The organism is Psychromarinibacter sp. S121 (genome assembly GCF_049801035.1).
Taxonomy (GTDB): domain Bacteria; phylum Pseudomonadota; class Alphaproteobacteria; order Rhodobacterales; family Rhodobacteraceae; genus Psychromarinibacter.
In genome coordinates this window covers 865,986-890,362 of the sequence record NZ_JBNAGE010000001.1, presented here as the reverse complement: position 1 = coordinate 890,362, position 24,377 = coordinate 865,986, and the positions used below count along the sequence as shown (strand labels likewise).

22 protein-coding genes, 1 tRNA gene and 1 pseudogene are annotated in these 24,377 nt (G+C 65.9%); 5 read left to right on the top strand and 19 right to left on the bottom strand.

Annotated elements, in window-relative coordinates:
• Positions 1-19: 19 nt before the first annotated feature.
• The 3 genes from ACP156_RS04370 to ACP156_RS04360 all read right to left on the bottom strand — a co-directional run bounded on the left by ACP156_RS04370 (position 20) and on the right by ACP156_RS04360 (position 3,289).
• Positions 20-781 carry an ion channel gene (locus ACP156_RS04370; protein WP_425050820.1) on the bottom strand — a complete coding sequence of 254 codons (762 nt, stop codon included), beginning with the start codon at positions 779-781 and terminating at the stop codon, positions 20-22.
• 234 nt (positions 782-1,015) lie between these two features.
• Positions 1,016-2,437 (bottom strand): Do family serine endopeptidase, encoded by a 1,422-nt coding sequence (locus tag ACP156_RS04365; RefSeq protein WP_425050819.1) that lies wholly within the window; start codon positions 2,435-2,437, stop codon positions 1,016-1,018.
• Between the two features lie 381 nt (positions 2,438-2,818).
• The gene (locus ACP156_RS04360; protein ID WP_425050077.1) at positions 2,819-3,289 is read right to left on the bottom strand and encodes a GNAT family N-acetyltransferase; all 471 of its coding nucleotides are present in this window, start codon (positions 3,287-3,289) and stop codon (positions 2,819-2,821) included.
• A 106-nt stretch (positions 3,290-3,395) separates the two neighbouring features.
• Between ACP156_RS04360 and ACP156_RS04355 the strand changes: the two genes are divergently transcribed.
• Together ACP156_RS04355 and ACP156_RS04350 are read left to right on the top strand one after the other, a co-directional pair.
• Positions 3,396-3,752: a TA system antitoxin ParD family protein gene (locus ACP156_RS04355; protein ID WP_425050076.1), complete on the top strand. Its 357-nt coding sequence runs from the start codon at positions 3,396-3,398 to the stop codon at positions 3,750-3,752.
• Positions 3,749-4,096: pseudogene (locus ACP156_RS04350) on the top strand (zeta toxin family protein); the annotation flags it as partial. The gene ACP156_RS04355 and the pseudogene ACP156_RS04350, both read left to right, overlap by 4 nt.
• 253 nt (positions 4,097-4,349) lie before the next feature.
• Here ACP156_RS04350 and ACP156_RS04345 read toward each other — a convergent pair.
• The 5 genes from ACP156_RS04345 to rpiA form a co-directional block, all read right to left on the bottom strand.
• Positions 4,350-4,544, bottom strand: a complete 195-nt coding sequence (locus tag ACP156_RS04345; protein ID WP_425050075.1) for a DUF2065 domain-containing protein — start codon at positions 4,542-4,544, stop codon at positions 4,350-4,352.
• Positions 4,544-5,587, bottom strand: a complete 1,044-nt coding sequence (gene hflC / locus ACP156_RS04340) for a protease modulator HflC (RefSeq protein ID WP_425050074.1) — start codon at positions 5,585-5,587, stop codon at positions 4,544-4,546. The genes ACP156_RS04345 and hflC overlap by 1 nt, the downstream gene beginning before the upstream one ends.
• An 18-nt stretch (positions 5,588-5,605) precedes the next feature.
• Positions 5,606-6,778: an FtsH protease activity modulator HflK gene (gene hflK, locus ACP156_RS04335; RefSeq protein ID WP_425050073.1), complete on the bottom strand. Its 1,173-nt coding sequence runs from the start codon at positions 6,776-6,778 to the stop codon at positions 5,606-5,608.
• 78 nt (positions 6,779-6,856) lie between these two features.
• Entirely contained in the window at positions 6,857-8,329 is a 1,473-nt protein-coding gene (locus tag ACP156_RS04330) for an FAD-dependent oxidoreductase (RefSeq protein WP_425050072.1), read from the bottom strand.
• Positions 8,330-8,339: 10 nt separating this feature from the next.
• Entirely contained in the window at positions 8,340-9,128 is a 789-nt protein-coding gene (rpiA, locus tag ACP156_RS04325) for a ribose-5-phosphate isomerase RpiA (RefSeq protein WP_425050071.1), read from the bottom strand.
• A 170-nt stretch (positions 9,129-9,298) separates the two neighbouring features.
• On the opposite strand from rpiA, the gene ACP156_RS04320 reads away from it, so the two are divergent.
• From ACP156_RS04320 to ACP156_RS04310, 3 genes are all read left to right on the top strand, one after another.
• Positions 9,299-9,655, top strand: coding sequence for a YbaN family protein (locus ACP156_RS04320; protein WP_425050069.1), 357 nt, complete (start codon positions 9,299-9,301; stop codon positions 9,653-9,655).
• Positions 9,656-9,795: 140 nt separating this feature from the next.
• Positions 9,796-11,169: an L-serine ammonia-lyase gene (locus ACP156_RS04315; RefSeq protein ID WP_425050068.1), complete on the top strand. Its 1,374-nt coding sequence runs from the start codon at positions 9,796-9,798 to the stop codon at positions 11,167-11,169.
• A 210-nt stretch (positions 11,170-11,379) separates the two neighbouring features.
• Positions 11,380-12,330 carry a Hint domain-containing protein gene (locus ACP156_RS04310; protein ID WP_425050067.1) on the top strand — a complete coding sequence of 317 codons (951 nt, stop codon included), beginning with the start codon at positions 11,380-11,382 and terminating at the stop codon, positions 12,328-12,330.
• Positions 12,331-12,405: 75 nt separating this feature from the next.
• Here ACP156_RS04310 and ACP156_RS04305 read toward each other — a convergent pair whose 3' ends face one another.
• From ACP156_RS04305 to yajC, 11 genes are all read right to left on the bottom strand, one after another.
• Positions 12,406-12,960, bottom strand: coding sequence for a fasciclin domain-containing protein (locus ACP156_RS04305; RefSeq protein ID WP_425050066.1), 555 nt, complete (start codon positions 12,958-12,960; stop codon positions 12,406-12,408).
• 86 nt (positions 12,961-13,046) lie between these two features.
• Positions 13,047-13,553 (bottom strand): CBS domain-containing protein, encoded by a 507-nt coding sequence (locus ACP156_RS04300; protein WP_425050065.1) that lies wholly within the window; start codon positions 13,551-13,553, stop codon positions 13,047-13,049.
• A 402-nt stretch (positions 13,554-13,955) separates the two neighbouring features.
• Positions 13,956-17,651, bottom strand: a complete 3,696-nt coding sequence (locus ACP156_RS04295; protein WP_425050064.1) for a vitamin B12-dependent ribonucleotide reductase — start codon at positions 17,649-17,651, stop codon at positions 13,956-13,958.
• Between the two features lie 686 nt (positions 17,652-18,337).
• Positions 18,338-18,414 (bottom strand) — tRNA-Pro (locus tag ACP156_RS04290).
• A gap of 117 nt (positions 18,415-18,531) precedes the next feature.
• Positions 18,532-19,185, bottom strand: a complete 654-nt coding sequence (ccmB, locus tag ACP156_RS04285; protein WP_425050062.1) for a heme exporter protein CcmB — start codon at positions 19,183-19,185, stop codon at positions 18,532-18,534.
• Entirely contained in the window at positions 19,182-19,820 is a 639-nt protein-coding gene (gene ccmA / locus ACP156_RS04280) for a heme ABC exporter ATP-binding protein CcmA (RefSeq protein WP_425050061.1), read from the bottom strand. Before ccmA ends, ccmB begins: the two co-directional genes overlap by 4 nt.
• 37 nt (positions 19,821-19,857) lie before the next feature.
• Entirely contained in the window at positions 19,858-20,211 is a 354-nt protein-coding gene (locus ACP156_RS04275) for an Mth938-like domain-containing protein (protein ID WP_425050060.1), read from the bottom strand.
• A 43-nt stretch (positions 20,212-20,254) separates the two neighbouring features.
• Positions 20,255-21,007 (bottom strand): sulfite exporter TauE/SafE family protein, encoded by a 753-nt coding sequence (locus ACP156_RS04270; RefSeq protein ID WP_425050059.1) that lies wholly within the window; start codon positions 21,005-21,007, stop codon positions 20,255-20,257.
• Between the two features lie 148 nt (positions 21,008-21,155).
• Positions 21,156-22,124 (bottom strand): protein translocase subunit SecF, encoded by a 969-nt coding sequence (gene secF / locus ACP156_RS04265; RefSeq protein WP_425050058.1) that lies wholly within the window; start codon positions 22,122-22,124, stop codon positions 21,156-21,158.
• A gap of 1 nt (position 22,125) precedes the next feature.
• Positions 22,126-23,787 carry a protein translocase subunit SecD gene (secD, locus tag ACP156_RS04260; RefSeq protein WP_425050057.1) on the bottom strand — a complete coding sequence of 554 codons (1,662 nt, stop codon included), beginning with the start codon at positions 23,785-23,787 and terminating at the stop codon, positions 22,126-22,128.
• A gap of 25 nt (positions 23,788-23,812) precedes the next feature.
• Positions 23,813-24,142, bottom strand: a complete 330-nt coding sequence (yajC, locus tag ACP156_RS04255) for a preprotein translocase subunit YajC (protein WP_425050056.1) — start codon at positions 24,140-24,142, stop codon at positions 23,813-23,815.
• Between the last annotated feature and the right edge of the window lie 235 nt (positions 24,143-24,377).

The following is a 24,377-nucleotide window of genomic DNA, read 5'->3' as shown; positions in this document are numbered from 1 at the left end:
CGGATGGACCGTCAGGCCGTCACAGCTCGCCTTCCGTGTCGATGTGGATCGTCGCGCCGCAGTGCTTGCAATGCACCGCATCCGCGTCGTGCAGCGCCAGACCGCAGGTCTCGCATTCCACCCGAACCTTGGTCGGACGGAACAGCACCTGCGCCAGCCGCAGAAACAGCGTCACGCCGAAGATCATCACCCCCACCGACAGCATCCGCCCCGTCGTTCCGGTCAGGGTGATGTCGCCGAAGCCGGTCGTGGTGAGGGTGGTGACGGTGAAATACAGCGCGTCGGCGTAGTTGCGGATGTCGGGGTTGTCGTCCACCTGCAGCGCGTAGATCAGCCCGGTGGTCACGAACAGGAACACCACGAGGTTGATCGCCGCCAGCGTGACCTCTTCGAACTCGCGGAACTTCGGGAAGTCCTGCCGCAGCCGCGACAGGATCTGGTAGGTGTGCAGCAGCCGCAAGGTGCGCAGGATGCGCAGGAAGCCGAACCCTTCGCCCGCGATGGGCGCGAGGAAGGACACCAGCGCGATGATATCGGCCCAGACCGGCGGGCGCAGGAACCAGCGGAGCTTCTGCTTCTCGATCGCCAGACGGGCAATGAAGTCGGCGAGGATCACCACCCCGAACAGCGCGTCCGCGATCTCGACCCCGCGGGACCGGGGGAAGAACGAGGTCACCACGACGAAGATCACGGTCAGCAGGTCGAAGGCCAGCAGGCCATAGCGGAACCGGTAGGCGCCGGGGCTGTGGCCTTCGTAGAGGTGTCGGAGTTTTCCCATCATCACCGCCAAGGGTTGCCCCATCGAACGGGGTTTGGCCAGACGGCGATGGGCCTTGGTGCCTTGCACGGACGATCGGGGACTCTGCCCCCGCCGCGCCTTGCGCGGCTCCCCCGAGGTATTTTGCAAGAGAAGAAGCAGGGGGCGGGAATGGCGCCCCCCCGGCGGCGGCGGCGAGGTCTCGGAGACGAAAAAGGGCGCCCGGAGGCGCCCTTTCGTGTCACGTTCCGGTCGCCGTCAGCTGTCTTCCAGCGTCAGCGCGACGAAGCGGGGTTCGCCCTCGCGGCGGACCAGCAGCAGCAGCGAGCGGCGGCCGGCGTCCTGCGCCTCGGCGATGCGGTCCTCGAGATCCTCGACCGACTGCACCTTCTGCTGGCCGGCCTCGATCACGAGATCGCCCGCGCGCAGGCCCTTCTCGTAGGCTTCGCTCATCTCGTCGACGGCGGTGACCACAAGACCGGTGGCGGTGTCGTCGAGACCCAGCTGCTCGCGCAGTTCGTCGTTCAGCGTCGAGATGGTGATGCCCAGGATTTCTTGTTCGACCGGCTCGGCCTGACGTTCGATCGAGGCGGGCACCGCGCCCTCGGCTTCTTCACGGCGGCCCAGCGTGACCATCAGGGTCTGGGTTTCGCCATCGCGGAAGATGATGACGCGCACGGCCTTGCCGACCGGCGAGTTGCCGACCACGCGGACCAGCTGGCGCGTGTCCTCGACCTCGGTCCCGTCGAAGCTGGTGATCACGTCACCGGCCTGAATGCCCGCTTCCATCGCGGGACCTTCGGGCACGTCGGTGACCATTGCGCCCGAGGCGGTTTCGAGACCCAGCGCCTCGGCCATGTCGGCGTCGACGTCCTGGATCCGCACGCCCAGCCAGCCGCGGCGGGTTTCGCCGAACTCTTGCAGTTGGTCGACCACGCGGGTCACCACGTTCGAGGCCATCGAGAAGCCGATGCCGATCGAGCCGCCGTTGGGCGACAGGATTGCGGTGTTCACGCCGATGACGTCGCCGTCCATGTTGAACAGCGGGCCGCCCGAGTTGCCGCGGTTGATGGCGGCGTCGGTCTGGATGTAGTCGTCATAGGTGCCCGACAGCGCCCGGTTCCGGGCCGAGACGATCCCGGCGGAGACCGAGAAGCCCTGCCCCAGCGGGTTGCCCATGGCCATCACCCAGTCGCCCACGCGGGCGGTGTCGCTGTCGCCGAAGGTGACGAAGGGCAGCGGCGTGTCGCTTTCCACTTTCAGCAGCGCGATATCGGTGTTGGGGTCGGTACCCACGATCTCGGCGTCCAGTTCGACGCCCGAGAAGAACTCGATCGTGACCTGGTCGGCGCCTTCGATGACGTGGTTGTTGGTGACGATATAGCCGTCTTCCGAGATCACGAAGCCCGAGCCCAGCGCCTGGCTACGGCGGGGACGGTCGGGACCCTGGTTGCGGTCCATGAAGTCGCGGAAGAAGTCCTCGAAGGGCGAGCCATCGGGGACGACGGGGCTGGGAACGCCGTTTGTGGCGACGCTCGTGGAGGTGGTGATGTTCACCACCGAGGGGCTGATCCGTTCAGCCAGGTCGGCGAAGCTGTCGGGCCGCGTCTGCGCGGTCGCGACGAGGGCCTGCGCCAGAAGCAGGGCCAGACCCAGGAACGAGATCCACGCGGCGCGCATCCATCGCGCGTCGGCGGCCTGTCGTTGGATTGTGATTGCCTGAGGTTTCACACGTCTCTCCGTTTGCTTGTATTCCCGGCGGGGAATACGGCCGGGACGTCCTGTGCGTCGGAACATTCACCTAGGTGCGAAAATGCACAACACAAACCCCCGTCGCAAAGTCTCAAGACCACGTGAGGATCATGTAACGGAAACTGTCGCACGCCGCGGGACGCCGCGCCAGCCCCGTCTGGAAGGAAGGCGAAGAATTGCTTCCAATTCGTTAATTATCCGAGCTTTTCAGGCCGGGGGCGCAACACTTGGGTGGATTGGCTGCGCCCAGCCTGTGCGCTGGCGCGTGCGGATCGGCAAAAGGGCGGTGATTGCGGGCCGATTGGCACGTCAGCCGGGCAACAGCCCCGAACCGCGTCGTTTCTGGAAGCCGGTCTTCGATTGTTCGAATCCCGCGCGGGCGTAGAACGCCAGCGTTTCGGGGCGGGTAGAGCCGGTCATCAGCATGACCTTGTAGCACCCCGCCGCCCACGCCGCATCGCACGCGGCGTCTAGCACCTTTCGGCCAAATCCCCTGCGGCGATGGTCGGCGTGGGTTACCACGTTCTCGACCAGCGCATAGGGCCGCGCGCCGCGGGTCAGGTTCGGCACGATGACCAGCGTGCAGGACGCCACCGGCACGCCGCCGATCAGCCCAAGCAGGATCACGCTGCCCGCGTAGGCGAGGAAACGCTCGAACACGGCTTCCGCCTCGGCGACCGACGGACGGTCGGTGTCGGAATTGAGGTGCCGGTACAGGTCCAGCACCGCCGGAAGATCGGGCATTTCGGCGGGGCGGATTTCAAGCGCGGGGGTCTTCATGCGCGCACAGTGTCAGGGCGCAGGTGAGGCGGCAAGCGGCGCTGGTCGCCCGCGCTTGAAAAAGAGGTGGCATTTTGCTACCTTCCAACAAGAGCAGGAGGCCCGAATGGCGCAATCCGTGAAACTTGCCGATGACATCATGGCCCTGATCCGCCGCGAAGCGGAGCTGCAAAGCAGGTCCGTTGCGGGGCAGATCACGCACTGGGTTCGGATCGGACGCGCCATCGAGTCTTCGGGCGCATTCGATCACGCGCGGATAACGGCAGCACTCGAGGGACGGCTCGACGTCGCGGAACTGCGTCCGGAAGAAGAGGACGCCTGGCTCGACGCCTTTACCGAGAAGATGGGTGAAGCGGCAGAAGACGAAGCCGCGTTCTTCGCCCGGCGCGTGAGACTTGGCCGGGGTGTCGGTCTGGATGCTGCCGGCAACATCGTGCGAGCGAAGGATGACAGCGCGGCATGAGGCCGGGCCTCGTTCTGCTGGCCGGGCCGAACGGAGCAGGCAAAACCACCCTTTACGAGACCCGCGTCGCCCCGAGCTTCGCGGGTCCTTTCGTCAATGCCGACCTGATCCAGCGCGAGGAACTGCGCGATGCCTCGATGGAGGCGTCCTACGCGGCTGCCCGGATCGCCGACGCGCGGCGCGCCGAATTGCTGGACGCCGGGCAGAGCTTTGCAACCGAGACGGTCTTTTCACACCCTTCAAAGCTGGAGATCATCCGCATAGCCAAGGCACGCGGGTATCTTGTGGTGGTGATGCATGTGGGTGTGGAGGGCGCGGCGCTGTCGGTCGCGCGGGTCCGGGACCGCCGGGAAGAAGGCGGCCACGATGTGCCCGAGGACAAGATCCGCGCCCGCTATGACCGGAACCAGCCCTTGATCCGCCAGGCGGTACTGGCCGCCGACCGGGGGATGGTCTTCGACACTTCACGTCTCAACGCGCCGCCGCGTCGCATGCTGGTCTTCGCGTCAGGTCGGCTGGCTCAGGCTGAACCGGTGCTGCCAGCATGGGTATTGCAGGTCTATGCCGCCGATCTTGTGATCTGGCGCACCCCCGCCCCTACGCCCCCAGTTGCCGTGCCAGCCAGACCAGCAGGACGCCGGCCGCCAGCGCGGCGAGGCCGATGGCGCGGCGGGTTTCGACCGGGAGTTCGGCCAGCGAGCGCAACAGGTCCTCGATACGCGAAGGGGCCAGTGCGAACACCAGCCCCTCGATGCAAAGTACCAGGCCCAGGGCCAGGACAAGCGTGGACATCAGCCGTTCTGCTCGGCGTCCACGGCCGGATCCTCGGCGTCGGCTTCGGGCTCGGCCTCCGCCTCATCCGGTGCCGCGGGCGCGTCCGGCGCAGCCTCGTCCGTCGCGGCCTCCTCCTCGGCGTCGGCCCCTTCGGGCGCGGCGGCGGGCGGCGGCGTGACGGTGCCGTTGCGGCCTGTCGAGCTTTCGAGGAAGTCGAAGAACTCGCTGTCCGGAGAGATCACCAGCGTCGAGTTGTCGCCGTTGATCGACCGCGTGTAGGCCGTCAGCGAGCGATAGAACTCGAAGAAGTCCTGATCCTGCGTGAAGGCCTCGGCGAAGATGCGGTTCCGCTCGGCATCGGCCTCACCGCGGATGATCTCGCCGTCGCGGCGGGCGTTCGACACCTGCTCGACCACGGTACGATCGGCCTGCGCGCGGGTGATCTGCGCAAGCTCTTCACCGCGGGCGATCTCGTCCGCGGCCTCGCGTTCACGTTCCGCTCGCATCCGGGCGAAGGTGGCGTCGAGGTTCTGCGACGGCAGGTTGGTCTGCTTCAGACGCACGTCGATCACCTCGATCCCAAGCGAGCGCGCACGGATGCGGGCCTGTTCGGTGATCTCGGTCATCAGCTCGGAGCGGTCGGCCGACAGGATGGTGTTCGAGGTCACGCCCTCGGAACCCAGAACCGCGCGGATCTGCGCGTTCAGGATCGATTCCAGCCGGTCCTCGGCCGAGCGGATGCCGCCCACGCCGACGGCCTGCCGGAACTGCACCACGTCCGAGATGCGGTAACGGGCGAAGGCGTCAACCACCAGGCGGCGGTCGTCCGACGGCGTCACCTCGGTCTGCTGGGTGTCGAGGCTGAGGATACGGGCGTCGTAGGTGACCACTTCCTGAATGAAGGGGATCTTGAACGACAGGCCCGGGTCCTCTTTGACCCGCTTGATCTGGCCGAATTGCAGCACCAGCGCCTTTTCGCGTTCGTCGACGATGAAGATCGACGAGCCGACAAGCGCCAGAAGCACCACGATGGCGGGAAGGATGAAGGTTGTCTTACGCATGGTCTTGTCCTCCCTGCCTTACTGCGATGCCGACGAGGTGTCCGCGCCGCGGCGCAGTTCGTTCAGCGGAAGGTAGGGAACGACCCCCTGCCCGTTGCCGCCGCTGCCAGAGACGTTGTCGTCGAGAATGATCTTCTCGACGTCGCCGAACACCGACTCCATCGTCTCGAGGTACAGGCGCTTGCGCGTCACGTCGGGCGCGTTGCGGTACTCGGTCAGGACGGCGAGGAAGCGGCTGGCGTCACCTTCGGCCTCGTTGACGACCTGAGCGCGGTAGGCTTCGGCCTCTTCGAGGATCTGGGCGGCTTCACCGCGGGCGCCGGCGAGGACGCGGTTGGCGTAGGCGTCGGCCTGACGGCGAAGGCGGTCGGCCTCCTGCTCGGCGGCCTGCACTTCGCGGAACGAGTCGATCACCTCGGCGGGCGGGTCCGCCTTGTCGAGGTTGACGCGGATGATGTTCACCCCGGCGTCATAGCTGTCGAGCGTCGCCTGGATCAGCGCCTGCGCGTTGTCGGCGATGATGCCCCGGTCACGGTTCAGGATCGGCGCCAGCTGCGAGGCCGCGATGATCTCGCGCATGGCCGATTCCGACACCGCACGGATTGTTTCGGACGGGTCGCGCAGGTTGAACAGGAACTTGGCCGGGTCGTTGATGTTCCACACCACCTGGAAATCGAGGTCGACGATGTTCTCGTCGGTGGTCAGCATCAGGCCGGCGTCGCCAGAGCGCGAATTGTCGGTGCCGATGTTCTCGGTCTGCTCGCGCGTGACCGGCAGCACCTCGGCGGTGACGAAGGGCCACGGCGCGAAGTTCAGGCCGGGATTGCCGATTGCCGAATACCGGCCAAGGAACAGTTCGACAGACTGTTCTTCCGGTTTCACCGTGTACAGCGAGCTGAACAGCCACAGCGCCACCAGCACCAGCGCGCCGATGCCCAGCGTGCCGCGGGTGAACTGGAAGCCGCCACCGCCGCCGGTGCCGTTAGGCCCGTTCGGACGGCCGCCGCCGCGCCCGCCCATGAGAACGCGAAGACGTTCCTGGCCTTTTTTCATGATCTGGTCGATCTCGGGGATCTGCGAGCTTTCGCCCGGACGGCGCGGGCCCTGCCCGCCTGCGGGACGGCGGTCGTCGTCACCACCCCCGCGATTACCGCCTCCTCCGCCCCAGGGGCCGCCTGAATTATTGGCCATCTACGTCTTTTTCCTTCCCTTGCCGTATCAGCGTTCCTAGCTACCTGTGCGCAGGACCGCCCGAAATCAAGCCGAAGCTCAGCTGGTTCTCGTCGGTGACTTCATCGTGACGAGTTCCTCCGCCATGGTCGGGTGTACCGCACAAACGCGGTCGAAGTCTTCCTTCGTGGCACCCATCTTTACGGCGATACCCGCCAGCTGGATCATCTCGCCCGCGTCGTCCGCGACGATATGACATCCCAGAACCTTCCGGGTTTCCTGGCTGACGATCAGCTTCATCAGCACCCGGTCATCGCGCCCCGCGAAGGCGTGGTTCATCGGTTTGAACGAGGTGGCATAGACCTCGATCGGCTCTTGATCGCGCGCCTGTTCCTCGGTCAGACCGACCGCGCCGTATTCCGGCTGGGTGAAGATCGCGGACGGCACAAGGTCGTGGTCCGGCTTCGTCGGGTTGCCCTTGAACACGGTCTCGGTGAAGGCCATCCCCTCGCGGATCGCCACGGGCGTCAGTTCGATGCGGCCCGTCACGTCGCCGATGGCGTAGATCGACGGCACCGAGGTCTGCGAATAGTCGTCGACCACGATCTCGCCCCGGCGGCCGATCTTCACGCCAAGCTCTTCCAGTCCCAGCCCCTCGACCGACGGCGCGCGGCCGGTGGCGAAGAACACGTGATCGAACACGCCTTCCGAGCCGTTGGTCGCCTTGACCCAGACCGGTTTGCCCGCGTCCTCGGAGGTGGCGCTTTCCGGGTTGTTGCCCAGTGTCTTGTCGCCGATGTTGGTCAGCCCGACGGGCTCTTCCATCACCGCCTCGGTGTCGGCGGTCTCGTCGTGGTGATCGGCGGGCGCCATCTCGACGATGTTGGTGCCGCAGTGCAGGTCGATGCCCTGTGCGCGCATCTGCTCGGCGATCAGGCCACGGGCCTCGTCATCGAAGCCGCGCAGGATCTGGGCGCCGCGGTAGAATTGCGTGACCTTCACGCCCAGCCCGTTGAGAATGCAGGCGAATTCGCAGGCGATATAGCCGCCGCCGATGATCAGCACCGATTTCGGCATCTCTTCCATCAGGAAGATGTCGTTCGACACGATCCCCAGCTCGGCATTCGGGATGTCGGGGCGCACCGGGTGGCCGCCCACGGCCACGAGGATGTGCTTGGCCGAAAAGGTCGAGCCGTCCGCCAGTTCGACCGTGTGGGCGTCCTTGACCTTCGCGCGCTGCGCATGAACCTCGACGTCCGAGCCTTCCAGCAGGCGTCCGTAGACGCCTTCCAGCCGGTCCAGTTCGGCGTGCAGCTTCTTGCGGAAATCCGGCCACGAGAACTCGCCGGGCGTCACGTCCCAGCCGTAGGCCTGCGCATCCTTCATCCGCTGGGCGTAGGACGAGGCGAAGACCATCAGCTTCTTGGGCACGCAGCCCCGGATGACGCAGGTGCCGCCAAGGCGGTATTCCTCGGCAAGCGCCACCTTGGCGCCTTCCTGCGCGGCGGTCCGTGCGGCGCGAACGCCGCCGGACCCGCCACCGATGACGAATAGGTCGTAGTCGAAGGACATGGTTCTGATTCTACTCCGATAGGTCCGAGAACATATTGTCGCTCTCGGCGAATTCGATCCGGTCCTCCTCGTGCGTGCCCGCGTTGATGTCGTTCACTTCCACCCGCCCGTCGCCATGGCCGATGACCACCACGTCGCAGATGTCGATGAACAGGCCATTCTCGACCACGCCCGGAATTTGATTAAGCACCAGCGAAAGCTGCCGGGGATTGGCGATGCGTTCGAGGTGCAGATCGACGATGTAGTTCCCTTCGTCGGTCAGGAAGGGCGCCTCGCCGTTCAGGCGAAGCGTCGTGGTCTGGCCAAGCACGTCGAGCCCGGCCAGTGTCTCCTCCACAAGTGCCTTGGTGGTCTGCCAGCCGAAGGGAATGACCTCGACCGGCAGGGGGAAGTTGCCCAGCGTCTCGACCTTCTTGGTCGCGTCGGTGATCACGATCATCCGGTCCGAGGCGGTCGCCACGATCTTCTCCATCAGATGTGCGCCGCCGCCGCCCTTGATCAGGTTCAGATCCGGGTCGAACTCGTCAGCGCCGTCGATGGTAAGGTCTAGCCACTTCGCCTCGTCCAGCGAGATCACGTCGATCCCCACCTTGCGGGCCAGTTCCGCGGTGCGGGTCGACGTCGGCACGCCCTTCACGCGCAGCCCGTCCTCGCGCACGAGTTCACCCAGGCAGCGGACCATCCACGCGGCGGTCGAGCCGGTGCCCAGCCCCACGCGCATCCCGTCCTCGACGAACTCCACCGCGCGTTTGGCGGCGACGAACTTTGCGGTGTCGATGGGCGAAAGGTCTCCGTTCATTCTTTGGCAGCTCCCCTGAAAGTCCCCGGCGTTATAGGCAAGAAGACGCCGGGGTGCGAGTGCGGATTTCCCGCTTTGACGCAGCGCCGGGTCGCGCCTCGCGCATGGCCGGTTCGCCCTGCCGCACAAGCGGGCTATGATGGGGTTTCAGAAGGCAAGGGACGAAGACGATGGGCAGGCATGTCTTTCTGGCGCTGGGATGGATCGCGGTCGCGCTTGGCATGGTCGGCGTGGTGCTGCCCGTCCTGCCGACGGTGCCCTTCATGATCCTCGCCGCGTTCCTCTTTGGCAAGGGCTCGCCCCGCGCCCGGGCATGGCTGATCGAGCACGCGCATTTCGGCCCCCACATCCGCCGCTGGGAAGAGACCGGCGCCATCTCACGGCGCGCCAAGATCATGGCGGTGTCGACCATGGGCGCGGTGCTGATGCTGTCGGTGCTGATGGGACTGGAGTTGTACCTGATCGCGATACAGGCGGCTTGCATGATCCCGGCGGGGGTTTTCGTTTGGACCCGTCCCGACGGGTGAGGTGACGGCACCGCAGGCATAGCGCCTGCCAACGACCCAATTCCCCTGCCCTTGCCGCCCGCCCTCGCCAACCGGTCGCTTTTCGCGTGGCATTGGCGGCCCGGCTTTGGCACCACGGAAGGAACAGGGAAAGGCGTGCGATGTTCATCTCCGTTTTCGACATGTTCAAGGTGGGCGTCGGCCCCTCGTCCTCGCATACGATGGGGCCGATGGTGGCGGCGGCGCGGTTTCTCGACACGCTGCGCGGCTCGGCCTTTACCGCGCACGGCCTGAAGGCGCGGCTTTATGGCTCGCTGGCCTTCACCGGGATCGGCCACGCAAGCGACCGCGCTGTTATCCTTGGCCTCGCCGGGTTCACGCCGCAGGACTATGACCACGAAGCCGCCGAACGCGTGCTGAAACAGATCGCCGAGACCCGGACCGTGACGCCCGAGGGGTTGTCGCCGTTGGCGCTGGACCCGGAGACGGACGTGGTGCTGGACTACGGCGACCCCCTGCCCGGCCACGCCAACGGCATGACCGTCGCCGCAACAGACCGGCAGGGCGACGTGATCCTGCAAGAGACTTACTATTCGGTGGGCGGCGGCTTTGTTCTGACCGAGGCGGAACTGGCGCGCGGCAAGGACACCGACGACGGCCCGCCCGTCCCCTACCCGTTCAAGTCCGCCGCCGAGATGCTGGAAATGTGCGCCCGCGAGGGCAAGTCGGTGGCCGATCTGAAACGCGCCAACGAACTTAGCCGCATCGGCCGCGCCGCGCTGGACGACGGTATCGCGCGGGTGTGGCAGGTGATGAGGGACTGCATGGACCGGGGGCTGGAGGCGCATGGCATCCTGCCGGGCGGGCTGGGCGTGAAGCGACGCGCCGCCGCGATCCGGGACCGGCTGGAGGCCGAGCGCGGCACCAACCTTGCCGCACCGCATGTCATCAACGACTGGATGTCGGTCTATGCCATGGCGGTGAACGAAGAGAACGCCGCCGGCGGTCAGGTCGTCACCGCGCCCACCAACGGCGCCGCGGGCGTGGTGCCCGCCGTGATCCGCTACTGGCTGGATCACGTGCCGGGCGCCGGGCCGTCGAAGATGCCGGACTTCCTTCTGACCGCCGCCGCGATCGGCGGGCTGGTCAAGCACAACGCCTCGATCTCTGGCGCCGAGTGCGGCTGTCAGGCCGAGGTCGGCAGCGCCGCGGCGATGGCGGCGGCAGGCCTGTGCGCCGTCATGGGCGGCACCCCCGAGCAGGTCGAGAACGCAGCCGAGATCGCGCTGGAGCATCACCTTGGCATGACCTGCGATCCCGTGCGTGGGCTGGTGCAGGTCCCCTGCATCGAGCGCAACGGGCTGGGCGCGATCAAGGCGGTGTCCGCCGCGTCGCTGGCCCTGCGCGGAGATGGCACGCATCTTGTGCCTCTGGACGCCGCCATCGAGACGATGCGGCAGACCGGCAACGACATGAGCCACAAGTATAAAGAGACTTCTCTGGGCGGACTCGCGGTAAACGTGCCGAATTGTTGAAAACGTGAAGTAAACTACCCGACTCTTTCCGTCGGACATTCTTCCCGAACCGTTAAACGCATGTTAACTTTTTCGTCGACGACGGGGGAATCGCCCTGTCGGACCGGGCCTTTAGCTTAAGCCACGTGACGATGCTCCGTTCCGGGAGTGTGCGCGCAGCCAGCCGCCACAGTCTGGCATTCTCGCACAATCTCACGGAAAGGACCGAACATGGCAGACGCCACGTTTTCCAACACGATCATTATCTCGGACTACGTTCTGACGGACACCGGCTCTGGCTACACGCTGACCTTCAGCGGCGCCTACGAGTACGGCAGCGGCGGCACCGTCTATGACGCCGACGACTCTGACACCGCATCGACCGGCGACTACATCTTCTACCCCGACGCCGGCAACGAGTACCTTGGCTATACGGTCGAGATCGACGGCGAGACCTATGCGCTGTACTCGTACACCCACACCCCGACCTCGATCTTCATCCCGCACGCGGGCGAACTTGACCCGGCCGACTTCGTGTCGGGCATGGCCGCCGCAGAAAACTCGGACGTTGCCGTTGCCAACTGCTTTGCGGGCGACACCCTGATCGCGACCCCGTCGGGCGAGGTCCGGATCGACACGCTGGCCGCCGGTGACCGTGTCCTGACCGCCGATGGTCGCGACGAAGAGGTGCTGTGGGTCGGCAAGCAGACCTTCCGCATGATCCACGGCCTGTACCCGCAGGGCGATCTGGTGAAGATTTCGGCCGGCGCGCTGGGGAACGGCCTGCCGCATCGCGAACTGACCGTGACCGCCGAGCACGCGATGGTGCTGGACGGCATGCTGGTCAACGCCGCCGCGCTGGTGAACGGCAAGACGATCCGTCTGGAACTGGCCGAGCAACGCAACGCCGAGGTCACCGTCTACCACGTAGAGACCGCCCACCACGAGGTCCTGCTGGCCAACGGTGCGGCAACCGAAAGCTTCGTCGAGGCGAGCGGACGCGCGGCCTATGACAACCACGCCGAATACCTTGCCCGCTTCGGCGAGGATCGCGCGATTGCCGAGATGTCGATGCCCCGCGTGGCCAGTGCCCGCCTGCTGCCCGCCGCGCTGCGCGCCCGGCTGGGCCTGAAGGACGCCGCCCCCGTGGGTCAGGCGTGGGACGTGGCCGTCGCGGTCTGATCGCCGCACACGGCACCCGCACAACAGGAAAGGGCGGCACGAGGCCGCCCTTTCGCATTCAGTAATGTCGGGAACTTACTGAACCTGACCCGCCGGGATCAGGACGGTGTCGATCACGTGAACCACGCCGTTCGACTGGTCGACGTCGGCCACGGTAACGGTCGCCACGCGGCCATTCTCGTCCTTCAGCTTCAGCATGCCGCCTTCCATGTAGGCGGTCAGCGTGCAGCCGCCGACGGTCTCGACCGGGTGCATGCCGCCGTCAGCGGCAATCATCCCGGCGATGTCCTGCGAAAACGCCTCGGCCGCGACGACATGGCAGCCCAGCACCTGCTGAAGCTGAGGCTTGTTGGCCAGCAGTTTCTCAAGCGAGGCGGCGTTGATCTGCGCGAAGGCCGAGTTGGTCGGCGCGAACACGGTGAACGGACCGGCGCCCATCAGCGTTTCGACCATCTCCGCCTCGGTCACGGCGGCGACCAGAGTGGTCAGGTTCGGCGCGGCAGACGCGTTCTCGGCAATGGTCATGTCGGCCATCATCGGCGCGCCGCCGACGGTGGGGTTGCCCTGAGCGGCGGCAAAGCCTGCGGTCGCGGTCAGGATGGCGGCGGCAGAAGCGAGTGTCTTGAACATTGGGGGGTACCTCCCGTTTACCAGTTAACGCCGGAAACACATCGTCTCCGGTTACAACAAGCTACGGACGCCGCAGCGGGACGGTTTCAAATCGTTCCGTCCGACGCGATCAACTGATTGTCAGAAGGTCCGGCCTTGCCTCGGGCCATGTCCGGGCTAAGCGCGTCACGCGGCGGAGGGCCCTTGTATTCGCGATAGCGTTCCACCAGCAACCGGTTTTCGGTCGGGATATCCCGCATCGCCAGCACCCCGGCCACCTCGTCCGGGCCATTCATCACCGGCAAATGCCGGAACCCGCCGTCAAGCATCGCCTGCAAGGCATCCGCCACCGAGGCATTCAGCCGGATGGTCACCGGGTTCGCGGTCATGATCTCGGACACGGCGGTCTGGGCCGTCGGACGCCCGGCGCAGATGCATTTGCGGATCACGTCCCGCTCGCTGAGAATCCCGGCCAGTTTCCCGCCCTGCATAACGGCGACGGCACCGGTGTCGTGCGCGGCCAGGACGGTGCAGGCATCCCTGACAGTCTGGTCAGGCGACACGGATACAAGGGGACGACCTTCGAGAAGGTCGGGAATGGAACGCTTGATCATCGGATTACTCCTCCAGCTCCGAGACCTCAGGATATGACGGTTTGATGACAGCGCCGACTCCGGAAAACCTTACCCAAGGTAAATAATTTCCACCCGCCTTCGCGCGATACATCAAGAGCCAAAGGCAGCGCGCTGATATCTTTTCTAAATATCGAAACCAAAAAAGAAATCGGGGCGCCCGGAGGCGCCCCAGTTTTGCCGATCGGACTCATCGTTCGTACCGCCCGGTTTCTGCCTGCGGCCCGACCTGCATTCAGGGCAAGCGCACTCACCCCGGGTCAAGGTGGGCAAGGACAATAGCCCGTCCCTCCCTGTTCGTGCCCATTTACCGCCGGGCCAGCGGGTGGACGGGGGCGTCGCGGGTTGTTGGTTGGGGAAAAGCGCGACGCCCCGGTCCGAAACTTAGCTGCAGCCCGACGTGGCGCCGCAGGTGTTGCACTTCATGCAGGTGCCGTTGCGCACCAGCGTGTAGTTGCCGCAGTCGCCACAGGGGTCACCCTCGTAGCCCTGCATCTTCGCCTTGGTCCGCGCGTCCATCGACATCGAACCGCTGGCCACCGCCGTCGCCGATGCGCCGCTGGCAAAGCTGTCGCCGACCTCGGGCACCAGCGTCTGCAACGTCGCGACCGGATCGCCCGCCCCGTCAAGCGCCACCGCACCCGACTGACCGCCCTGGAGCACGACCAGTTCCTGCGGCAGACGCTTGCGGGTGAAGCCGGCGGAGGCCACCTGCTTCAGCACCTCGAAGGGCGAGGCGCCGGCGCTTTCCGGCACTTCGGTGAAGTTGCGCTTGCCCTCTTCCTCGCCACGGCCAAGCTCGTCGAAGGTGACGCCCGCAGGCTTCACATGCGCAAGGTCGGTGCGGTCGAGATAGGACACGGCCAGTTCGCGGAAGATGTAGTCGAGGATCGACGTCGCGTTCTTGATCGTCTCGTTGCCCTGCACCATGCCCGCCGGCTCGAACCGGGTGAAGGTGAAGGCGTCGACGAACTCTTCCAGCGGCACGCCGTATTGCAGGCCCACCGACACCGCGATGGCGAAGTTGTTCATCATCGCCCGGAAGCCAGCGCCTTCCTTGTGCATGTCGATGAAGATCTCGCCCAGCTTGCCGTCGTTGTACTCGCCGGTGCGGAGATAGACCTTGTGGCCGCCCACGACCGCCTTCTGGGTATAGCCCCGGCGGCGTTCGGGAAGCTTGTCGCGATTGCGGCTGATGATCTCCTTGACGATCACCTTCTCGACGATCTTCTCGGCCAGCACCTGCGCCTTCTCGGTCGGGGTGCCGGTTTCCAGCACCTCGGCGGCCTCGTCGTCATCCTCGATCAGCGCGGCGGCCAGCGGCTGCGACAGCTTGGACCCGTCACGGTACAGCGCGTTGGCTTTCACCCCCAGCGACCACGACAGTTCATAGGCCTTCTGGCAGTCCTCGATCGTCGCGTCGTTGGGCATGTTGATCGTCTTCGAGATCGCACCCGAGATGAACGACTGGGCGGCGGCCATCATCGTGATGTGGCTTTCCACCGACAGGAACCGCTTGCCCTTCTTGCCGCAGGGGTTGGCGCAGTCGAACACGTGGTAGTGCGCCGGATCGAGATGCGGCGCCCCTTCCAGCGTCATCGTCCCGCAGACGTGGTCGTTGGCGGCCTCGATGTCACGCTTGGTGAAGCCGAGATGCGCCAGCAGGCTGAAGTTCGGATCCGACAGCTTCTCGGCCGGAATGCCCAGCGGGCCGGTCAGGAATTCTTCGCCCAGCGTCCACTGGTTGAACACGAAGCGGATGTCGAAGGCCGACGGCAGCGCCGCCTCGATCTTCTCGATCTGCGCCTCGCCGAAGCCATGCCCGATCAGCGCGGTGTGGTTGATGCCCGGCGCGTTGCCCAGCGTGCCGTGGCCCACGGCGTAGGACACGATCTCTTCGATCTGGGCCGAGGAATACCCAAGCCCTTCCAGCGCGGCGGGAACCGAGCGGTTGATGATCTTGAAGTACCCGCCACCGGCCAGTTTCTTGAACTTCACCAAGGCGAAGTCGGGCTCGATCCCGGTGGTGTCACAGTCCATCACAAGACCGATGGTGCCGGTCGGCGCGATGACCGAGGTCTGCGCGTTGCGGTATCCGTTCTTCTCGCCCAGCTCCAGCGCCTCGTCCCACGCGGCCTCGGCCAGCGCGACCAGTTCGCTGTCGGGGCAGCTGGCGTGATCCAGCGGCACCGGCTTGACGGCAAGGGTCTCGTAACCGTCGTCCTTGCCATAGGCGGCGTTGCGGTGGTTGCGGATGACACGCAGCATGTGGGCCGCGTTGCGCTCGTAGCTTGGGAACGCGCCCAGTTCACCGGCGATCTCGGCCGAGGTGGCATAGGCCACGCCGGTCATGATCGCGGTCAGCGCACCGCCCATCGCCCGGCCCTCGTCGCTGTCATAGCCAAGGCCCATGTTCATCAGAAGGCCGCCGATGTTGGCATAGCCCAGACCCAGCGTCCGGAAGTCGTAGGACAGCTGCGCGATCTCCTTGGACGGGAACTGCGCCATCATCACCGACACTTCCAGCGTCAGCGTCCACAGACGGGTGGCATGCACATAGTCCTGCGCCTGGAACTTGCCGTCCTTCCAGAAGGTCAGCAGGTTCATCGAGGCAAGGTTACAGGCCGTGTCGTCAAGGAACATGTACTCGGAGCACGGGTTCGAGCCACGGATCTCGCCGTCTTCCGGGCAGGTGTGCCACGCGTTCACGGTGTCGTGGAACTGGATGCCCGGGTCGGCGCAGGCCCATGCCGCGTGACCGATCTTTTCCCACAGCTCGCGGGCGTTGACCTCGTTGGAAACCTTGCCGTCCACCCGGTTGATAAGCGGCCACATTTCATCGTTGCGCACCGCGTCGAGGAAGGCGTCGGTGACCCGGATCGAGTTGTTCGAGTTCTGGCCGGAAACGCTGGCATAGGCCTCGCTGTCCCAGTCGGTGTCGTAGGTCGGGAACTCGATCGAGTCGTAGCCCTGGCGCGCGTAGTCCAGCACCCGCTTGATGTAGGTCTCGGGGATGGCGACCTTCTTCGCCTCGCGGACGGCCTTCTTCAGCCCCTCGTTGACGGCGGTGTCATAGGCGTCTTCTTCCTTGCCGTCCCACGACCGGATCGCCGCGAAGATGCCGTTCAGCATCTTCTCGTGCATCTTCGAGCCGGCGACGATCGACGCCACCTTCTGCTCTTCTTTCACCTTCCAGTTGATGAATTCCTCGATATCCGGATGGTCGGCATCGACGATCACCATCTTGGCGGCGCGGCGCGTGGTGCCGCCCGACTTGATGGCGCCCGCCGCGCGGTCGCCGATCTTGAGAAAGCCCATCAGGCCCGACGACTTGCCGCCGCCCGACAGCCGCTCGCCTTCCGCACGAAGCGACGAGAAGTTGGTGCCGGTGCCCGAGCCGTACTTGAACAGCCGCGCTTCGCGGACCCACAGGTCCATGATGCCGCCGTCCGACACCAGATCGTCCTTTACCGACTGGATGAAGCAGGCGTGGGGCTGCGGGTGCTCGTAGGACGACTTCGACTTGGTCAGCTTGCCGGTCTTGTAGTCCACGTAATAGTGGCCCTGCGCCGGGCCATCGATGCCGTAGGCCCAGTGCAGGCCGGTGTTGAACCACTGCGGGCTGTTCGGCGCCGCCTTCTGGGTAGCCAGCATGAAGCGCATCTCGTCGAAATAGGCCTGCGCGTCGGCCTCGGTGGTGAAATAGCCACCCTTCCAGCCCCAGTACGCCCATGCGCCGGCCAAGCGGTCGAACACCTGCTTGGCCGAATGCTCGCCGGTCTTGCGGTCGTCCTCGGCAAGATCCGCCATCGCGGCGTCATCGGGAACCGAGCGCCACAGGAACTCGGGCACGTCCTTCTCGCGGACCTTCTTCAGGCGCGCGGGCACGCCGGCCTTGCGGAAATATTTCTGCGCAATGACGTCGCTTGCGACCTGGCTCCAGCTGGCCGGAACCTCGACCTTGTCATTGCGGAACACGATCGTGCCGTCCGGATTCCGGATCTCGGAGACCGTCGTCGTGAAGTCGATATCGGCGTACGCGTCGAAACCTGCCTTGGTAAACTTGCGTTCGATTTTCATCTTGGAAGATGCCCCGTGGTGTCTTGTTGTTGCCACCGGCCTTCCGTCTGACGCGAAATGACCGGCACGATCGTCACGCCGGGTGTTTCAGGTCTGACGAGAAAACAAACCGCACCCGTTGGCGGAAGTCGCCTTCCGCCGGATCGCCGCGATGAATGCTCGCGGACCCTGTTTGCGATTGTGTCCCTCGCCGTGCCCTTGGCCACTAGATTTTGTGGTCTGTCACTCGGCTCGTACAAACTGGCGTGATCGGGGGCTTTGGGTCAACTCGAAATGGAATGCTGTCCACAGAAATTTTGCTTTCTGTGGATCACGGCAAAACGCCGCCCGGGACGGCCCCCCGATTCCCCTGATGGAGCGGGATGCGGACCGCGCCGGGCCACGATATCGATTTCCCCACGCGAACAAGAGGTTTAGCGTGAGTTTTTGGTAAACGGGTTCACCCGCGAGGGACGGCCGCGCCCCGTGCCCCGCGCTGTTTCCACGCCGATGACGCAACGTTGCAGGTCTACAACGCCAAGGAATTCCGTGCCGGGATTTGCGCCAATTTTGGGCGCTTGATGATTCCCGAAACCGCATCATCTGGTGTTGGATCTGGCTGACCGCCCACCAGATGTAGTCGGATCAGCAGATCGCGCCCCGGCAGATTCGCGCCCCGGCGGACAACCATGCGACGATTTACGGAGTGGTCGGGGCGGCGAGATTCGAACTCACGACCTTCTGTACCCAAAACAGACGCGCTACCAGGCTGCGCTACGCCCCGACGGAGTGGCTCTTAGCGCAACCGCCTTCCGGTGGAAAGTCCTGCTTCTTCTCTTTCCAAATACCTCGGGGGAGTCACCGAAGGTGACGGGGGCTGAGCCCCCTCCCTCGCCAGCCCTCAGCGCAGGTTGACCCGAAGCGCCGCAGCCGCCGCGAAAGGCAACAGCGCCAGCGTGCCCAGCGTTATCCCCGCCAGCAGCGCCAGCGGCGTGCCCACCGCCAGCCCCTCGGCCCCGCGCCGCACCACCTCGGCGCCGAAGATCAGCGTCGGCACGTACAGCGGAAGCACCAGCAGCGACAACAGCAACCCGCCCCGCTTCAGCCCAACCGTCAACGCCGCACCGAAAGCGCCGATCATCGACAGCGCGGGCGTGCCCACCGCCAGCGACAGGGTCAGCCAGCCAAAGCCCTGCTCCATGTTCAGCAAGATCCCCAGCGCCGGGGCCGCCAGCGTCAGCGGCAGGCCCGTGGTCATCCAGTGCGCCGCCGCTTTCATTCCCGCCACCGCCTCCAGAGGGATCGGTGCGGTGGCCAGCAGGTCCAGCGAGCCGTCCTCGAAATCCAGTTGGAAAATCCGGTCCAGCGACAGCAGGCACGCCAGCAAAGCGCCGATCCACAGCACGCCGGGCGCGATGGTGCGAAGCGTCTGCGACTCGGGGCCGACGCCAAAGGGCACCAGCACCACCACGATCAGGAAGAACGCAAGGCCAAGGCCGAAGCCGCCCCCGGCCCGGATCGCCAGCGTAAGGTCTCGCAGGAACAGCCGGATCACAAGAAGGCCTCGTCGAAACCGCTGTCGAAACCGCCATCGAACCCGCCCGCCGCAGACTCGGACGCGCGGAATTGCGCGACGTCCAATTCGCGCGCCTTGAAGCCAAGGTCGATATGCGTGGCGATCAGCGCCGCGCCGCCGGCCTCGCAATGCGCCCGCACCGCGTCGGCGAACAGCGCCACGCTGGCCACGTCCAGCGACACGGTGGGTTCGTCCAGCGCCCAGACCGGCCGCCCGGTCACCAGCAGCCGCGCCAGCCCCAGCCGCCGCTTCTGCCCCGCCGACAGGTTCTGCGCCGCGCGGTCGCGCAGCTTCTCGAGGTTGAAGGCGGCCAGCGCGGGCGCGATGCCGGTGCCGCCGTAGATCCCGGCCCAGAAGCTCAGGTTCTCGGCCACGCTCAGCGTCGCCTTCAGCCCGTCCGCATGGGCGCCGTAAGCGATGGCGTCCGGCGCGCAGTCGACCGAGCCCGCCAGCGGCGGCTGCAGCCCCGCGATGGTGCGCAGCAGCGTGGTCTTGCCGATGCCGTTCGGACCGCGCAGCAGCAGCACTTCGCCAGGCGCGAGGGCAAAGCTGACGCCCGCCAGCACCGGAATGCCGCCGCGCGTGCAGGCGAGATCGTGGGTTTTCAGAACCATGCCGCAGGCTTAGCCGATCCGGCGCGCACGGGGAAGCTTACACCGGCAACAGCGCCACTCCGACGCGGCGGCCCTCGGACAGCAGCACGTTGTACGTCCGCGCGGCGGGGGGCGACGCCATCGGCTCGACGCCCACGCCCGCCTCTTCCAGCGTTGTGCGGAAGGCTGCGGGCAGATGCTCGGGTTCGGCGCCGGTGCCGATGAACAGCACGTCGATATCGCCGGCCACCTCCAGAAGCGAGGCGGTGTCCTCCAGCCCGGACCAGCTGCGCGCGCCATGGGGCGTCACCAGCACCGCACCCTGCCAGACCTCGCCGCCGACGCGAAAGAAGCCGGGGCCGTAGCCGTCGATCGGCGGGCCGTCGAAGCTGCGGATCTCGTTCAGGCGCATGGTGTCTCCGTTCGGTTCGGTTCGGTTCGCTTCGGGTTCGGGGTCAGCCCCAGAAAGGCAGTCCACTCAGCGCGGAGGCCGCGATGATGGTGTAGGCGGCCCAGCGGTACAGGGTCGCGTGGCGCGGATCGAACAGCCGCGCGCCCAGCATCACCGCAAGAAGATAGGCCGGGACAAGGCAAAGGCCAAGCATCAGCGACGGGCCGTCCAGCAGCCCCCGAAGCCCGAAGATCGCCATCACCAGGATGTCGGCAAGGAACAGGAACAACAGCACCGACGCGCGGATCACCTCCACCGGCAGCGGGCGAGCCATGTACAGCAGGATGACCGGCGGTCCCGGCAGCCCCGCCGCGCCGTGCAGGATGCCCGAGATGCCGCCGATCCCATAGATCATCGGGCGGCTGACCGTTCCCCGGTAGCGGATGCCCGAGACCAGCGCCGCCAGCAGCGCTAGGCTGATCAGCGATACGCCGGTCCGGAACACGTCGGGCGGCAACAGCAGCAGGATGCCCACCCCGATGGGCGCGCCGACAAGCACGCCGGTCACCAGCCGCAGCACGTCGCGGGTATGCCCCTCGCGGATGGCGCGGGGGACAGCGGGCATCGGGCCGATGAAGTCCATCAGGATCAGCGTGACCAGCGCCTGCACCGGCGGCAGGATCTGCCCGGCGATGGGCAGGTAGACCATCGCGGTGCCAAAGCCGGTGAACCCCCGCACAAGCCCCGCAAGGATCGCGGCGGCGGCAAGCCACGCGAAGCCATCGGTGGCCACGGCGGTCTGGATGGCGGTCAGCACCGGATTGCCGCGCTTACAAGCGGTGTAACCCGCGCCGGCGGCAGCGCCGGGCGGTGCCCCGCTTTGATGTCGGAATGTGACGCGCCGCAAAACAAACGCGCCACCCCTGCGGGCAGCGCGCTTTTGTCTTCCGTCAAGGCTGGCGCCGTCACGAGTCGATATTCGCGAACTGGTTGCCCTCGGTCTTGTCCGGCTTCGACCAGTCGCGCTTGGTGCCCAGCATCAGCACGATGTTCTTGGCCACGTAGACCGACGAATAGGTCCCGACCACGACGCCCCAGGTGATCGCGAAGACAAAGCCGCGGATCACGTCGCCGCCCAGCACCAAAAGCGCGATCAGCGCGATCAGCGTGGTGCCCGAGGTCATCACGGTCCGCGACAGCGTTTCGTTCACCGACAGGTTCATCACGTCCTGAAGCGGCAGTTTCTTGTACTTGATCAGGTTTTCCCGCACCCGGTCGAAGATGACCACGGTGTCGTTGATCGAGTAGCCGACGATGGTCAGCAGCGCCGCGATGGTGGCAAGGTCGAACCGCATCTGCGTGACCGAGAAGATCCCGATCGTCAGCAGCACGTCGTGGAACAACGCCACCACGGCGCCCAGCGAGAACTGCCATTCGAACCGCAGCCAGATGTAGATCATGATCGCCGCCAGCGAGAGCCCGACCGCAAGGAACGCGGTCTGGATCAGCTCGCCCGACACCTTCGGCCCGACGCTTTCGACCGAGGTGAAGCGGATGTCGGGGTCGACCCCCTGCAACGCGGCCTCGACCTGCGCCACGGTCTCGGCGGTGACGCTTTCCTGTTCGTCCTGCGCCTGGATCCGGATCATCGCGACGTTCTCGTCATCCGCGAAGGTCGGATCGAACACCTCGGAAATCGCCACGTCGCCCAGTTGCAGCGGCTGCATCGCGTCGCGGTAGGCGCCCACGTCGACCGCGTTCACCGACTCGGTCCGCAGCGTGGTGCCGCCCCGGAAATCGATACCGAAGTTCAGCCCCATCGCGAACCATGCGACCAGCGAAAGGACCATGAGGATCATCGACGCGCCGAAGGTGATCTTCCGCGCCTTGAAGAAGTCGATGTTGGTTTCCTGCGGAACGAGTCTCAGTCGCATCTTACACCTCGATGGTTTTCGGACGGCGGCGCTCGAACCAGATCACGATAAGCAGGCGCGTCACGAAGATGGCGGTGAAGACCGAGGTCACGATGCCCAGCCCCAGCGTGACGGCAAAGCCGCGCACCGGGCCGGACCCCATGACGAACAGGATCACGGCGGTGATGAAAGTGGTGATGTTGGCGTCGAGGATGGCCGACAGGGCCTTCTCGTAGCCAAGCTCGATCGCGCGCGACGGTCCCCGCGCGGTCTTCAGTTCCTCGCGGATCCGCTCGAACACCAGCACGTTGGCGTCCACCGCCATACCGATGGTCAGAACGATGCCCGCGATGCCCGGCAGCGTCAGCGTGGCGCCGATCATCGACAGCAGGCCGAAGATCAGCCCCACGTTCATCAGCAGCGCGACGTTGGCGAGAAGGCCGAACCAGCCATAGCTCAGCCCCATGAACACCAGCACCGCGACGAAGGCCACGATACAGGCGATCCGGCCGGCGGCGATCGAGTCCGCGCCAAGCTCCGGGCCGATGGTCCGTTCCTCGAGGAAGGTCATCTCGGCCGGCAGCGCGCCCGCGCGCAGCAGGACCGAAAGCTGCGTCGATTCCTCGACGGTGAAGTTGCCGGTGATCTGGCCCGACCCCGAGGGGATCGCCTCGCGGATCTGCGGCGCCGAGATCACCTCGTTGTCCAGCACGATGGCGAACAGCGAGCCGACGTTCTCGGCGGTGTACTGGCCGAACTTCCGCGCACCCGACGGGTTGAAGCGGAAGGTGACGGCGGGCTGGCCGTTCTGGTCGAAGGCCGGCTGGCTGTCGTTCAGTTCTTCGCCGGTGACGACGGCGGTGTCCTCGAGCACGTAGAACACACCCTCTTCGTCCATCGACGGCAGGATCACGTTGCGCGCGCCCGGCTCTTCGTCGCCATTGGTGATGCGGCGGACGACGGGCTGGAAGGTCAGTTTCGCGGTGGTGCCGATCAGCGCCTTAAGTTCCTCGGCCGAGCCGATGCCCGGCACCTGGATCAGGATGCGGTCGGTGCCCTGCCGCTGGATCGTCGGCTCGCGGGTGCCGACCTCGTCGACGCGGCGGCGGATGATCTCCAGCGACTGCTGGATCGTCCGGTTGTCGGTGGCTTCCTTCTCGGCGTCGGTCAGCTGCACGATGATCGTGTCGCCGTCGCCCGCCACTTCGATGTCGGAAGAGCCCGCGCCGCTCAGGCTGACCACCGGCCGCGCAAGGCCGCGGACGACCTCCAGCGCGCGGGCCATGCCGTCGGCCTGACTGATGCGGATGTGCAGTTCGCCCGCGGGCGCGTCGACGCGGCGGATCGTGCCCACCGTGTCGCGCTCGCTGCGCAGGGCGTCGCGGATCTCGGGCCAGTAGCCGTTCATCCGGTCGACATAGACATCCTCGACCTGAACCTCGGCCAGCAGATGCGCCCCGCCGCGAAGGTCGAGCCCGAGGTTCACCAGCGTCGCGGGCAGCCACGAGGGCCACCCCGCCGCCGCCGCCTCGCGCTCGGGCGTGGCGCCCATGCGCTCGATCTCGGCGACCGCGTCGTTATGGGACTCGACGCGGGGATAGAACAGGTTCGGCATCGCGAAAAGAAGCCCGAACACCACGAGGCCGAGGATGACGACCCGTTTCCACAGAGGGATCTGCAGCATGAAACGCCCTTCCGAGGCTAGTCGATCACTCTTCGGCGGCGGGTTCGGTCTTCGAGATGACCTGGGCCACGGTGCTCTTGATCACGCGCACCTTGACGCCCGTGGCGATCTCGACCTCGATCTCGCCGTCTTCCTTGACCTTGGTCACCTTGCCGACGATGCCGCCCTGCGTGATGACCTGATCGCCCCGGCGCAACGCCTCGACCATCTTCTGGTGTTCCTTCACCTTCTTCTGCTGCGGACGGATCAGCAGGAAGTACATGATGGCGAAGATCAGGATGAGCGGAATGAAGGAACCGAAGGCTCCGGCGGCTCCGCCTCCGGTGGCTTGCGCGAAGGCAGGCGTGACGAACATGAGGTCTTCCCTTGCGTGGCGAGGGCTTTCCCGCCCCCTTCTCTGATTTGGCGCGCACCCTAATCGCGGCGGCTTCGGGACTCAACCCGGACGGCCCTGCCGGTACGCCCTGCGCTACATACGCATTTGGCGTGGGGTGACAAGGCGGGAGGGGTGGGATTTCACGCGGGACAGTGCCTGACTAGCGAACTGACGCGGCGTGGAGAGCGGTTTTCGCCGCCTCGCGGTCGATCAC

Excerpts from the sequence above, each read along its gene's own strand:
- ACP156_RS04370 (WP_425050820.1), bottom strand. The coding sequence starts at position 781 with ATGATGGGAAAACTCCGACACCTCTACGAAGGCCACAGCCCCGGCGCC.
- ACP156_RS04365 (WP_425050819.1), bottom strand. The coding sequence starts at position 2,437 with ATGCGCGCCGCGTGGATCTCGTTCCTGGGTCTGGCCCTGCTTCTGGCG.
- ACP156_RS04360 (WP_425050077.1), bottom strand. The coding sequence starts at position 3,289 with ATGAAGACCCCCGCGCTTGAAATCCGCCCCGCCGAAATGCCCGATCTT.
- ACP156_RS04355 (WP_425050076.1), top strand. The coding sequence starts at position 3,396 with ATGGCGCAATCCGTGAAACTTGCCGATGACATCATGGCCCTGATCCGC.
- ACP156_RS04345 (WP_425050075.1), bottom strand. The coding sequence starts at position 4,544 with ATGTCCACGCTTGTCCTGGCCCTGGGCCTGGTACTTTGCATCGAGGGG.
- hflC (WP_425050074.1), bottom strand. The coding sequence starts at position 5,587 with ATGCGTAAGACAACCTTCATCCTTCCCGCCATCGTGGTGCTTCTGGCG.
- hflK (WP_425050073.1), bottom strand. The coding sequence starts at position 6,778 with ATGGCCAATAATTCAGGCGGCCCCTGGGGCGGAGGAGGCGGTAATCGC.
- ACP156_RS04330 (WP_425050072.1), bottom strand. The coding sequence starts at position 8,329 with ATGTCCTTCGACTACGACCTATTCGTCATCGGTGGCGGGTCCGGCGGC.
- rpiA (WP_425050071.1), bottom strand. The coding sequence starts at position 9,128 with ATGAACGGAGACCTTTCGCCCATCGACACCGCAAAGTTCGTCGCCGCC.
- ACP156_RS04320 (WP_425050069.1), top strand. The coding sequence starts at position 9,299 with ATGGGCAGGCATGTCTTTCTGGCGCTGGGATGGATCGCGGTCGCGCTT.
- ACP156_RS04315 (WP_425050068.1), top strand. The coding sequence starts at position 9,796 with ATGTTCATCTCCGTTTTCGACATGTTCAAGGTGGGCGTCGGCCCCTCG.
- ACP156_RS04310 (WP_425050067.1), top strand. The coding sequence starts at position 11,380 with ATGGCAGACGCCACGTTTTCCAACACGATCATTATCTCGGACTACGTT.
- ACP156_RS04305 (WP_425050066.1), bottom strand. The coding sequence starts at position 12,960 with ATGTTCAAGACACTCGCTTCTGCCGCCGCCATCCTGACCGCGACCGCA.
- ACP156_RS04300 (WP_425050065.1), bottom strand. The coding sequence starts at position 13,553 with ATGATCAAGCGTTCCATTCCCGACCTTCTCGAAGGTCGTCCCCTTGTA.
- ACP156_RS04295 (WP_425050064.1), bottom strand. The coding sequence starts at position 17,651 with ATGAAAATCGAACGCAAGTTTACCAAGGCAGGTTTCGACGCGTACGCC.
- ccmA (WP_425050061.1), bottom strand. The coding sequence starts at position 19,820 with ATGGTTCTGAAAACCCACGATCTCGCCTGCACGCGCGGCGGCATTCCG.
- ACP156_RS04275 (WP_425050060.1), bottom strand. The coding sequence starts at position 20,211 with ATGCGCCTGAACGAGATCCGCAGCTTCGACGGCCCGCCGATCGACGGC.
- secF (WP_425050058.1), bottom strand. The coding sequence starts at position 22,124 with ATGCGACTGAGACTCGTTCCGCAGGAAACCAACATCGACTTCTTCAAG.
- secD (WP_425050057.1), bottom strand. The coding sequence starts at position 23,787 with ATGCTGCAGATCCCTCTGTGGAAACGGGTCGTCATCCTCGGCCTCGTG.
- yajC (WP_425050056.1), bottom strand. The coding sequence starts at position 24,142 with ATGTTCGTCACGCCTGCCTTCGCGCAAGCCACCGGAGGCGGAGCCGCC.